Origin of the sequence: Citrobacter sp. Cf116 (assembly GCF_030336505.1) — a bacterium.
GTDB lineage: Bacteria > Pseudomonadota > Gammaproteobacteria > Enterobacterales > Enterobacteriaceae > Citrobacter > Citrobacter freundii.
Map to the genome: position 1 here is coordinate 1,351,704 of NZ_JAOWEQ010000037.1, position 12,426 is coordinate 1,364,129.

At 51.2% G+C, this 12,426-nt stretch carries 8 protein-coding genes; 5 read left to right on the forward strand and 3 right to left on the reverse strand.

Annotated elements, in window-relative coordinates:
- Nucleotides 1-10 precede the first annotated feature (10 nt).
- On the forward strand, nt 11-2,077 hold the full coding sequence (gene ppk1, locus OGV74_RS15880; RefSeq protein WP_003037917.1) for a polyphosphate kinase 1: 2,067 nt from the start codon (nt 11-13) through the stop codon (nt 2,075-2,077).
- 4 nt (nt 2,078-2,081) lie between these two features.
- On the forward strand, nt 2,082-3,623 hold the full coding sequence (gene ppx / locus OGV74_RS15885) for an exopolyphosphatase (RefSeq protein ID WP_003037914.1): 1,542 nt from the start codon (nt 2,082-2,084) through the stop codon (nt 3,621-3,623).
- On the opposite strand, the gene OGV74_RS15890 is transcribed toward ppx, so the two are convergent.
- Nucleotides 3,603-5,873: a bifunctional diguanylate cyclase/phosphodiesterase gene (locus OGV74_RS15890; RefSeq protein ID WP_286521083.1), complete on the reverse strand. Its 2,271-nt coding sequence runs from the start codon at nt 5,871-5,873 to the stop codon at nt 3,603-3,605. The genes ppx and OGV74_RS15890 overlap by 21 nt on opposite strands.
- Nucleotides 5,874-6,223: 350 nt before the next feature.
- On the opposite strand from OGV74_RS15890, the gene OGV74_RS15895 reads away from it, so the two are divergent.
- The gene (locus OGV74_RS15895; protein ID WP_071524479.1) at nt 6,224-6,427 is read left to right on the forward strand and encodes a YfgG family protein; all 204 of its coding nucleotides are present in this window, start codon (nt 6,224-6,226) and stop codon (nt 6,425-6,427) included.
- 364 nt (nt 6,428-6,791) lie between these two features.
- A complete protein-coding gene (gene mscS, locus OGV74_RS15900; RefSeq protein ID WP_032937867.1) occupies nt 6,792-7,670 on the forward strand; it encodes a small-conductance mechanosensitive channel MscS in 879 nt (292 codons plus the stop codon).
- Nucleotides 7,671-7,767: 97 nt separating this feature from the next.
- On the opposite strand, the gene guaA is transcribed toward mscS, so the two are convergent.
- Both guaA and guaB read right to left on the reverse strand, forming a co-directional pair.
- Nucleotides 7,768-9,345: a glutamine-hydrolyzing GMP synthase gene (gene guaA, locus OGV74_RS15905; protein ID WP_003037760.1), complete on the reverse strand. Its 1,578-nt coding sequence runs from the start codon at nt 9,343-9,345 to the stop codon at nt 7,768-7,770.
- Between the two features lie 63 nt (nt 9,346-9,408).
- Nucleotides 9,409-10,875 carry an IMP dehydrogenase gene (guaB, locus tag OGV74_RS15910; protein ID WP_003037756.1) on the reverse strand — a complete coding sequence of 489 codons (1,467 nt, stop codon included), beginning with the start codon at nt 10,873-10,875 and terminating at the stop codon, nt 9,409-9,411.
- A 160-nt stretch (nt 10,876-11,035) separates the two neighbouring features.
- Between guaB and xseA the strand changes: the two genes are divergently transcribed.
- Nucleotides 11,036-12,409, forward strand: a complete 1,374-nt coding sequence (xseA, locus tag OGV74_RS15915) for an exodeoxyribonuclease VII large subunit (RefSeq protein WP_086504410.1) — start codon at nt 11,036-11,038, stop codon at nt 12,407-12,409.
- Nucleotides 12,410-12,426: the final 17 nt, after the last annotated feature.

A 12,426-nucleotide genomic window follows, 5' to 3' on the forward strand; every position in this document is an offset into this window, starting at 1 on the left:
AAAAGTGGTAATGGGTCAGGAAAAGCTATACATCGAGAAAGAACTCAGTTGGTTAGCGTTCAACGAACGCGTACTCCAGGAAGCTGCTGATAAGTCAAACCCGTTGATCGAACGGATGCGTTTCTTAGGCATCTATTCCAATAACCTCGACGAGTTTTATAAGGTTCGTTTTGCCGAACTGAAGCGCCGAATCATTATTAGCGAAGAACAGGGTTCAAACTCTCACTCCCGCCATCTGTTAGGCAAAATCCAGGCCCGCGTATTAAAAGCCGATCAGGAATTTGACGGTCTGTACAACGAGTTGCTGCTGGAGATGGCGCGCAATCAGATTTTCTTAATCAACGAACGTCAGCTATCGGCCAATCAGCAGAGCTGGTTGCGTCATTACTTCAAGCAATATCTTCGCCAGCACATCACGCCGATCCTGATTAACCGCGAGACGGATTTAGTCCAGTTTTTGAAAGATGACTACACCTATCTGGCGGTAGAGATTATCCGCGGCGATACAATCCGCTACGCGCTGCTGGAAATCCCTTCCGACAAGGTTCCCCGTTTTGTGAATTTGCCGCCGGAAACCCCGCGGCGTCGCAAACCGATGATCCTGCTGGACAACATCTTACGCTACTGCCTGGACGATATTTTCAAAGGGTTCTTTGATTACGACGCACTTAACGCCTATTCGATGAAAATGACCCGTGACGCCGAATACGATTTGGTGCACGAGATGGAATCGAGCCTGATGGAGCTGATGTCCTCCAGCCTGAAACAGCGTCTGACCGCAGAGCCTGTACGCTTTGTCTATCAGCGCGACATGCCCAATGCGTTGGTCGAGGTGCTACGTGAAAAACTGACGATTTCTCGCTACGACTCAATTGTTCCCGGCGGGCGTTACCATAACTTCAAAGACTTTATTAACTTCCCCAACGTTGGCAAAGCCAACCTGGTGAATAAACCGCTGCCGCGTCTGCGCCACATCTGGTTCGACAATGAGAAATTCCGTAACGGATTTGATGCAATCCGCGAGCGCGATGTGCTGCTGTATTACCCGTATCACACCTTTGAGCACGTTCTTGAACTGTTGCGCCAGGCGTCTTTCGACCCGAGCGTGCTGGCGATAAAGATCAACATCTACCGTGTGGCAAAAGACTCGCGCATCATCGACGCGATGATCCATGCCGCGCATAACAGTAAAAAAGTCACCGTGGTAGTGGAATTGCAGGCGCGCTTTGATGAAGAAGCCAACATTCATTGGGCCAAGCGTCTGACCGAAGCGGGCGTTCACGTCATCTTCTCCGCGCCGGGTCTGAAAATTCACGCCAAACTGTTCCTTATCTCGCGTAAAGAAGGTGATGAAGTCGTGCGCTATGCGCATATCGGGACGGGCAACTTCAACGAAAAAACGGCGCGGCTGTACACCGACTACTCGTTGCTGACCGCTGATTCACGCATCACCAACGAAGTGCGTCGGGTGTTCAACTTCATCGAAAACCCGTATCGTCCGGTGACGTTCGATTATCTGCTGGTTTCTCCGCAGAACTCACGCCGTCTGCTGTACGCGATGATCGACAAAGAGATCGCCAATGCGCAGCAAGGCCAGCCTTCCGGTATCACGCTAAAACTGAACAACCTGGTCGATAAAGGCCTGGTTGATCGTCTCTATGCGGCCTCAAGCTCAGGCGTACCGGTTAATTTGTTGATTCGCGGAATGTGCTCACTGATTCCAAACCTGGAAGGCATTAGCGACAATATTCGTGTTATCAGCATCGTTGATCGCTATCTTGAACATGACCGGGTCTACATCTTCGAGAACGGGGGCGACAAGCAGGTGTATCTCTCCTCCGCAGACTGGATGACAAGAAACATCGATTATCGTATCGAAGTTGCTACACCGCTTCTTGACCCGCGCCTTAAGCAGCGCGTGCTGGATATTATCGATATCCTGTTCAGCGACACGGTGAAGGCCCGCTTCATCGATAAAGAACTCAGTAATCGCTACGTACCGCGCGGAAACCGCCGTAAGGTTCAGTCACAATTGGCGATTTACGACTACATCAAATCACTCGAGCAACCTGACTAAAGATATGCCAATACACGACAAGACTCCACGACCGCAGGAATTTGCTGCGGTCGACCTTGGTTCAAACAGTTTCCATATGGTCATTGCCCGCGTGGTTGATGGCGCAATGCAGATTATCGGGCGGCTGAAACAGCGCGTTCATCTGGCGGATGGTCTCGGCGAAGATAACAAGCTGAGCGAAGAGGCAATGGAACGCGGATTAAGCTGCCTGTCGCTGTTCGCCGAACGCCTGCAGGGCTTTCCCCCGTCAAGCGTATGCATCGTGGGAACCCATACTTTGCGTCAGGCGCTGAATGCGACCGATTTTCTCAAGCGAGCGGAAAAAGTCATCCCCTACCCGATTGAGATTATCTCCGGTAACGAAGAAGCCCGACTGATTTTTATGGGCGTGGAGCATACTCAGCCGGAAAAAGGCCGCAAGCTGGTTATCGATATCGGCGGTGGCTCAACAGAACTGGTGATCGGCGAAGATTTCGAACCCAAGCTGGTCGAAAGCCGCCGTATGGGCTGCGTCAGTTTTGCCCAGATGTATTTCCCGGGCGGTGTTATCAGCCGGGAAAACTTCCAGCGTGCCCGCATGGCGGCAGCGCAAAAGCTTGAAACTTTAACGTGGCAGTTTCGCATTCAGGGCTGGAACGTCGCAATGGGCGCGTCAGGCACGATTAAAGCGGCACACGAAGTGCTGCTGGAGATGGGTGAAAAAGACGGTTTTATCACCCCCGAACGCCTGGACAAACTGACATCTGAAGTGCTGAAGCATGCGTCATTTGATGCGCTCAGCCTGCCGGGGCTGTCAGAGGAGCGAAAAGCGGTATTTGTTCCTGGGCTCGCGATTCTGTGCGGCGTTTTTGACGCGCTGGCTATCCGCGAACTTCGCCTTTCTGATGGCGCGCTACGCGAAGGCGTACTGTACGAGATGGAAGGACGTTTTCGCCACCAGGACGTTCGTAGTCGTACTGCCAGTAGTCTGGCGAACCAGTACAACATTGACAGTGAACAGGCCCGACGCGTGCTGGAAACAACGATGCAAATGTACGACCAGTGGCATACGCAACAGCCCAAACTGGCCAATCCTCAACTGGAAGCATTACTGCGCTGGGCAGCGATGCTGCATGAGGTTGGGCTGAACATCAACCACAGCGGCTTACATCGCCACTCTGCTTATATCTTACAAAACAGCGATTTACCGGGGTTTAATCAGGAACAACAACTGATGATGGCAACATTAGTTCGTTATCATCGCAAAGCGGTGAAACTGGATGACTTGCCCCGCTTTACACTGTTCAAGAAAAAACAGTTTCTGCCGTTAATTCAACTGTTACGCCTGGGCGTGCTGCTGAATAATCAGCGTCAGGCGACCACCACGCCGCCAACCCTGACTCTGATAACCGACGACAACCACTGGACCTTACGTTTCCCGCATGACTGGTTTAGCCAAAATGCGCTGGTGCTGCTCGATCTGGAAAAAGAGCAGCAATACTGGGAGGGCGTAACCGGCTGGCGTCTCAAAATTGAAGAAGAAACCTCACCCGATATCGCCGCATAAACTCAGAACAGGTGCCAGCGCGTCTGGCGCCTGTTCTTCCAGCGTTTCATGCAATGGCTGTGGTTTACCAATCAAGTACCCCTGCATGTAGTCAATCCCCAGCGAAATTACCGCACTGCGTATTTCTTCACTTTCGACGTACTCTGCAACCACCAGCATTCTTTTCATCCGAGCCAGATGGCAAATAGAGGCCACGATTTGGTAGTCGAGGCTATTCGAAACGATACTGCGAATAAAGCTGCCATCAATTTTCAGGATATCGGCACTCACATTCTTCAGCCGCGCATAGCTGGCGTAACCCGTCCCAAAATCATCAATCGCAATCTGACAGCCCAGTGATTGCAGCTGCAGTAACGTTGCCTGTGCCTGTTCCGCATTGGTTAAGGCGTTGCTTTCCGTGACTTCAAAAATCAACTGCCACGCTTCAACCTTGTACTTAACCAGTAGCTGGTTGATGTCATGCGGAAGTCGGGCGCGACATATCGACGTGGGTGACAAGTTAATGGCAAACCGACGGGCGGGCATTTTTTCCCGATTCTGTGCCATAAACTTCAGCGTATTTTCAATCACCCACATATCGATGCTGGACGACAAGCCAAACTCATGCGCGATCGGCAAGAAGCAATCAGGCGGGATGGTTTCACCGTCATCTCCCTCAAGGCGCAGCAGGATTTCATGATAAACGTCGCCGCGTACGCCAAAAATCGGCTGCGCCATCAGGAAAAAACGATTGTGCTCCAGCGCCAGCTGTAGACGATTCATCATCGCAACCTTATCTTTCAGGTCACGTTGCAAGTGCATGACGCCTCGGCGCTGCAAGTTCTCTGGTGAATTGGTCGCCAGAGAAAGCTCGGCAATGGTGCTTAACTCTCCCAGTAACAGATAGATATGGTTAACAGGAGAACGGATACAGCAAAAACTGATCCCCACCTGCGGCTGTAAAAGCATGCCATCCCAAATAAAACGGAACTGCTTGATATGCCTGTCCAGGGCTTCAATGCGCTCCTGATACGACTCAGTGTTAAAACGCAAAACTAAGTCATTACCCGATAACTGATAGACATGCTCATCCTGTGCCAACAGTGGCGTTATCCACTGTGAGAGTTTTTGCTTGTACTGGATACGCAGCATAATGCCGTAATTTTTTACCAGTAGCTCCATGCCCGGAACACGCAAAAAGCAGAGCACTGACCATGGCATTTTTTTCAAATCCCGGTTCAATGCGCGCAAATTTGGCAGATGCACCATCGGATCAAAGAATGCCAGACGATGGTTGCGCCGGGTAACAAAGCGTTGGCGCGTTGCCAGTACGGCAATGAAGTTCACGATGAAGGAGAAAACAAGATAACTCGATGAGGTAATGGCAAGCTGGGTATCATAGCCAGAATACCAGGGCATATAGCGCTGGTAATAATGAATTGCGGTAATAAGTACGACAGACCATATCAGCGAAATAAATCTGTAACCGTAACGCATTGCTCCCCAGAGCATGACAGGTAGCAACAACGACAGAGTATAATTTGTGCTGAATATTGAGCTTTGTTCATTTAACGGCATACACAGCAATGCCATAAGTACAGCCAATATAATCAGCCAGACCGCAAACTCAGTTTTGGTAACTTTGGTATCAAACTGCTGCTTTAATTGAGAAAAATAGCCTCTGACATGCAAAGGGTTGCGGATCGTGCGAATAATAAAGTAGCACAAAGGAACCCCAATCAGATTCCCGACCAGCATAGCCTGATAGTTGATCAACGTGCCAGTATTAAAGGGCATAACCCCCACCATGCCGGATTTACTCTCATAAACGCCCACAAATGCGGCAAACTGGAAGAGGATCAGAAACAGCGTCGCCGGGCAGAAGACCTGCCAAAACATGCGCTGAAACATCAGGTGGGAGTTACCGTGAGATACGTTGTTCCGCCGGGGTGCAAATACTTTATACCCTCCCCAACTCAGCACTATCGTTACAATAAAGTGCGAAATTATTGAGAGCGTTTCAAATAACCCAACCTGCGGATATTTGTAGCAGATAATGGAAATGATAATTCCCGGCAATGCCGCCCAGCCAAAAAATAGCATCAGGCTAATCATCAACGCCAAAGGCATGTAGAAAAGAATTACGGTCCCAGTACTAATATGGGCATAGGTATTGGCAGTGCTCAATATAGGCAACAGCAAAGATGGTATGATGAGAGGTAACGCCCACCATCTATCTCTCATACAAATATAATTTTTATTGAGTTTCATAGATGCTCAGTAGAATCCCGCACATCCTGCAGGGGGTATTCAGACAGGCATCCCACCTGACTCTAAAACGATGAAGTTAAATACATTACTATGTCTCATCGATTTTAGTTATCAGTAAAGGGTGACGTTTGATATATATCAAAAAAAAAGCCCCTCATTAATCAATTATTACTATTTTCATCGTTTCTTATCGTTAATTCATTATTAATGCAAATAATAATATTAATTTTCATAACATATGAGGATAAAACAACTGAAGCAATTTTACATAACGAAAAATTGACCATTACCTCACAGTATGCCTTAATGTGAGTATCGCCCTCAGTTGGGTACACTACAAGGAACCTTTTGTGAGCCAGGTTACCAGCCTACGCAAACGACACCGATTTAATAGTCGCATGATCCGGATCGTACTGCTTATCAGCTTTCTCTTCTTCTTCGGACGCTTCGTCTACTCCGCTATAGGTGCGTGGCACCACCACCAGAACAAAAAAGACTCTCAGCAGATCACCCAGCCGCAACAGGCATCTCCTGCTCAAACCGACGTGCGCTGATCGCTCGCGCCTGTAATATCTCAGCATTAAGATTCCTTACCGGATGGCTAATCGCCTGACATTTAACCATCCGGTAAGGGATTTGAGTGATGAAACAATACGCTGCCTTACCCACCACACGCACGGAGTTATCGGATAATAGACCGTGTTTTTCGCACAAATTCACAATCTTTTAATCCCACTTCACCGCACCATTCGCGTTCATTTTTACGTTCCGATTTACTGGGTATAAAAAGACACACTGTGTTCAAATAGACGTCAATTAATATCACCAGAAAATATCACAGGTGAAAGCATTAATATTGTGTATGAAATTAAATGCTTATTTGAATCATTACCATTTTAAATTCTACAGGGTAATACCATGAGTGGTTTTTCATTATTTCCGAAAATAAGCAGCGGTCTTGAATGGATCGCTGGACACAGCGATGCGGTTATTCAATTCGGCTGGAATATCGTTGCCGCCGTAATTTTACTGTTTGTCGGTAAATTTGTCTCTCGCCTGATCTCCAGTGGTCTGGAAAAATTACTGTTAAAACGTAAAGTTGACCGAACCATTATCCAGTTCTTCACCGCGCTGGTACGTTACATTACCCTAGCCTTTGCCGTTGTTGCCGCATTGGGTCGCGTCGGTATCGAAACATCCTCCATTATTGCCGTCATTGGTGCCGCCGGGTTGGCCATTGGACTCGCGCTACAAGGATCGCTTTCCAACTTTGCCGCTGGCGTATTATTGGTCTCCCTGCGTCCATTCCGCGCCGGAGAAGTGGTACAAATTGGGGCAGTTACCGGAACGGTGGAAAAGGTGCATATTTTCTCCACTACCTTGCTCACCGCCGACAGCAAAGAAGTGGTCATTCCAAACGGTAAGATCATCGCTGACAATATCATTAACTATTCCCGCCACCCTTTCCGCCGAATCGATCTGGTGATTGGCGTCGGCTATCAGAGCCGGATAGCCGACGTTAAGCGCGTGATTAACCATATTATCGAGCAAGATACCCGCATCGATAAGCAACGTGGGGTAACCGTTCGTCTGGGCGAACTGGGCGCTTCAGCATTGAATTTTTACGTCCGCGTATGGGTGCCCAACATCGAATACTGGAATACCTATTACGATCTGCTGGAAAACATTAAAGAAGCCCTGGACGCCAACCATATCTCCCTGCCGTATCCGCAGATGGATATTCGCGTTGAGAACGTAGCCCCCCAATCTCAACCCCAGCTACAGTTGGTTGATTAATTCACAGCGCTTCGGTATGAGCGCAATAAAAAACCCTCTATAAAAAGAGGGTTTTTTTACATATTACCGATTCAGAAACCGCTAACAGAAAGGGCTATTATTCCCACTCAATGGTAGCCGGTGGCTTACCGCTGATATCATAAACGACGCGGGAAATGCCGTTCACTTCGTTAATGATGCGGTTAGAGACACGGCCTAAGAAATCATACGGCAGGTGCGCCCAGTGCGCGGTCATAAAGTCGATGGTTTCTACTGCACGTAGGGAAACAACCCAGTCGTACTTACGGCCATCGCCCATGACGCCAACGGAACGTACCGGCAGGAACACGGTGAACGCCTGGCTGACTTTGTTGTACAGGTCAGCTTTGTGCAGTTCTTCAATGAAGATAGCATCCGCGCGACGCAGCAGGTCGCAGTACTCTTTCTTCACTTCGCCAAGCACACGTACACCCAGCCCCGGTCCCGGGAACGGGTGACGGTACAGCATGTCGTACGGCAGGCCCAGCTCCAGACCAATCTTACGCACTTCGTCTTTGAACAGCTCACGCAGCGGCTCAACCAGACCCATCTTCATCTCTTTCGGCAAACCGCCCACGTTGTGGTGAGATTTGATAACGTGCGCTTTACCGGTGGCAGATGCCGCGGATTCGATCACGTCCGGATAGATAGTTCCCTGTGCCAGCCACTTAACGTCTTCCAGCTTCAGCGCTTCTTCGTCGAACACTTCAACGAATACGCGGCCGATGATCTTACGTTTCGCTTCAGGATCGTTCTCGCCTTTCAGCGCGTCGAGGAAACGCTGTTCGCCTTCAACGTGAACGATGTTCAGGCCGAAATGGTCACCAAACATATCCATTACCTGCTGGGCTTCGTTCAGGCGCAGCAGACCGTTGTCGACGAACACGCAGGTCAGGTTTTTTCCGATTGCACGGTGCAGCAGCATCGCAGTCACAGAGGAGTCAACGCCACCGGACAGACCGAGGATAACTTTGTCATTGCCAACCTGCTCACGAATGCGGGCAACGGCGTCATCGATAATTTTTGCCGGCGTCCACAGCGCTTCACACTGGCAGATATCGCGCACAAAACGCTCCAGCATGCGCATGCCCTGACGGGTGTGGGTAACTTCCGGGTGGAACTGCACGCCGTAGAAGCGTTTTTCTTCGTGCGCCATGATAGCAAACGGGCAGCTGTCGGTGCTGGCAACAGTCACGAAACCTTCCGGAATGGCAGTCACTTTGTCGCCGTGGCTCATCCACACATCCAGCAACGGTTTGCCGTCTGCGGTCAGGGAGTCTTCAATACCGCGGACAAGCGCGCTGTCGGTCTGCACTTCAACCTGCGCATAGCCGAATTCACGTTCGTTAGAACCTTCAACATGACCACCGAGCTGCATTGCCATGGTCTGCATGCCGTAGCACACGCCGAACACCGGCACGCCCGCATTGAAAACGTATTCCGGCGCACGCGGGCTGTTTTCTTCGGTGGTACTTTCCGGGCCACCGGAAAGGATAATGCCGCTTGGGTTGAATTCGCGAATTTGTGCTTCCGTAACATCCCATGCCCACAGTTCACAGTAGACGCCCAGTTCACGTACGCGACGTGCAACCAACTGAGTGTACTGCGAGCCGAAATCGAGGATGAGAATGCGATGTTTATGAATATTGTCTGTCATTGACGCTAATTCCGAGGCAAGTGAAACAAATTCGCCCGGCATATAGCCGGGCGCGGAAACTTATCAGGAGCCCATGCGGTAGTTAGGGGACTCTTTGGTGATGGTCACATCGTGAACGTGACTTTCCTGAATACCCGCACCGCTGATGCGTACAAACTCTGCTTTCGTTCGCAGCGCGTCGATAGTACCACAGCCGGTCAGCCCCATACAGGAGCGCAGGCCGCCCATCTGCTGGTGAATGATCTCTTTCAGGCGGCCTTTATAGGCTACGCGGCCTTCGATACCTTCCGGGACCAGTTTGTCAGCGGCGTTATCGCTCTGGAAGTAACGGTCAGAAGACCCTTTGGACATCGCGCCCAGAGAACCCATACCGCGGTAAGATTTGTAAGAACGGCCCTGGTACAGTTCGATTTCGCCCGGGGATTCTTCAGTACCCGCCAGCATGGAACCAACCATCACTGCGGCAGCACCAGCGGCAATCGCTTTAGCGATGTCGCCGGAGAAACGAATACCGCCATCGGCGATAACTGGAATACCGGTGCCTTCCAACGCTTCAACGGCATCAGAAACGGCGGTGATCTGCGGAACACCGACGCCGGTCACGATACGGGTAGTACAGATGGAGCCAGGGCCGATACCCACTTTAACAGCGCTGCAGCCAGCTTCAGCCAAAGCGCGAGCACCTGCGCCCGTAGCAACGTTACCGCCGATAATCTGCAGATCAGGATATTTAGCGCGAGTTTCACGAATACGCTGCAGTACGCCTTCAGAGTGGCCGTGAGAGGAGTCAATCAGCAGTACGTCAACGCCCGCGGCAACCAGCGCGTCAACACGCTCTTCGTTACCAGCACCTGCGCCTACAGCTGCACCAACGCGCAGACGACCATGCTCGTCTTTACAGGCGTTAGGTTTACGTTCAGCTTTCTGGAAATCTTTAACGGTGATCATACCGAGCAGATGGAAGCTGTCATCAACAACCAGCGCTTTCTCAACGCGTTTTTCGTGCATTTTGGCAAAAACGACATCGCGCGCTTCGCCTTCACGAACGGTCACCAGACGCTCTTTTGGCGTCATATATACGCTAACCGGCTGGTTCAGGTCAGTCACAAAACGCACGTCACGGCCGGTGATGATACCGACCAGTTCGTTATCTTCAGTCACCACCGGGTAGCCTGCAAAGCCGTTACGCTCGGTCAGTTCTTTCACTTCGCGCAGAGTAGTGGTTGGCAGTACGGTCTGTGGGTCAGTTACCACGCCAGATTCGTGTTTTTTCACGCGGCGAACTTCTTCAGCCTGGCGCTCGATGGACATGTTTTTGTGGATAAAACCGATGCCGCCTTCCTGGGCTAGGGCAATTGCCAGGCGCGCTTCCGTCACGGTGTCCATTGCTGCGGAGAGCATAGGAATGTTCAGGCGAATGGTTTTCGTCAACTGGGTGCTGAGGTCAGCAGTATTCGGCAGAACGGTAGAATGAGCGGGAACGAGGAGGACGTCGTCAAACGTCAGGGCTTCTTTTGCGATACGTAGCATGGGCAATATCTCACCTGGGAGGTTATTAAATATTGCCGCGGCATTATACAGAGCGTAACCGATTGCATCCACACTTTTTTGCAAAAAAACCTTGCGCTCCTCTGTGAGCATGTTACTTTCGACTGAATAACCTGCTGATTTAGAATTTGATCCCGCTCACATGTTATCCTCTCAGACCACCTCAATTTTTACCGTAAGCCGCCTGAATCAGACGGTTCGTTTGCTGCTTGAGCAGGAAATGGGGCAAGTGTGGATCAGCGGTGAAATCTCCAATTTCACTCAGCCGTCCTCGGGTCATTGGTACTTCACGCTCAAAGATGACACCGCTCAGGTTCGCTGCGCGATGTTTCGCAACAGCAACCGCCGGGTAACGTTCCGCCCGCAGCACGGGCAACAGGTGCTGGTGCGCGCCAACATTACATTGTATGAGCCGCGTGGGGACTACCAGATAATTGTTGAGAGTATGCAGCCTGCGGGTGAAGGTCTGTTGCAACAGAAGTATGAGCAACTGAAGGCCAAACTGCAGGCTGAAGGGCTGTTCGACCAGCAGCACAAAAAACCGCTGCCCTCACCGGCCCACTGCGTCGGGGTGATCACCTCGAAAACCGGGGCAGCGCTACACGATATTCTCCATGTATTGAAACGCCGCGACCCTTCCCTGCCCGTTATTATCTATCCAACCGCTGTCCAGGGCGACGATGCACCGGGGCAGATCGTTCGCGCAATTGAGCTGGCAAACGCCCGTGGCGAGTGTGACGTATTAATCGTCGGGCGCGGCGGCGGCTCGCTGGAAGATTTGTGGAGCTTTAACGACGAGCGCGTAGCACGGGCGATATTTGCCAGCCGTATTCCGGTGGTGAGTGCCGTCGGCCATGAAACCGATGTGACCATTACCGATTTTGTCGGCGACCTGCGCGCGCCAACGCCGTCGGCGGCCGCAGAAATTGTCAGCCGCAATCAGCTTGAACTGCTGCGTCAAATTCAGCATGGTCAGCAACGTCTGGAAATGGCGATGGATTACTATCTCGCCAACCGAACTCGCCGATTTACCCAGCTTAATCACCGCTTGCAACAGCAGCATCCGCAGCTGCGTCTGGCCCGCCAGCAGACCGTGCTGGAACGACTGCGTCAGAGAATGAACTTCGCACTTGAGAATAAAATTAAACAGGCCAATCAGCGTCAGCAGCGCATGCTGCAGCGGCTGAACCAGCAGAACCCACAGCCGCGCATTCATCGCGCGCAGTCACGGGTGCAGCAACTGGAATATCGACTGGCGGAAAATATCCGCGCGCGGCTAAGCGAGCAGCGCGAGCGTTTCGGCAACGCGGTCACCCATCTGGAAGCCGTCAGCCCGCTGGCAACATTAGCGCGCGGCTATAGCGTCACGACAACAATCGATGGCGCAGTGCTAAAGAAAACCAAACAGGCCAGACCCGGCGACCTGCTCACCACCCGACTGAACGACGGCTGGGTGGAAAGCGAGATAAAAACGGTAACGGCTGCCGGGAAAAAGCGCCAGCCAAAAGCTAAGTAGCCCGCTGCCGCTTGCCT

Bases quoted from the DNA above. Each gene is read 5' to 3' on its own strand.
- ppk1 (WP_003037917.1), top strand. From the start codon at position 11: ATGGGTCAGGAAAAGCTATACATCGAGAAAGAACTCAGTTGGTTAGCG.
- ppx (WP_003037914.1), top strand. From the start codon at position 2,082: ATGCCAATACACGACAAGACTCCACGACCGCAGGAATTTGCTGCGGTC.
- OGV74_RS15890 (WP_286521083.1), bottom strand. From the start codon at position 5,873: ATGAAACTCAATAAAAATTATATTTGTATGAGAGATAGATGGTGGGCG.
- mscS (WP_032937867.1), top strand. From the start codon at position 6,792: ATGAGTGGTTTTTCATTATTTCCGAAAATAAGCAGCGGTCTTGAATGG.
- guaA (WP_003037760.1), bottom strand. From the start codon at position 9,345: ATGACAGACAATATTCATAAACATCGCATTCTCATCCTCGATTTCGGC.
- guaB (WP_003037756.1), bottom strand. From the start codon at position 10,875: ATGCTACGTATCGCAAAAGAAGCCCTGACGTTTGACGACGTCCTCCTC.
- xseA (WP_086504410.1), top strand. From the start codon at position 11,036: ATGTTATCCTCTCAGACCACCTCAATTTTTACCGTAAGCCGCCTGAAT.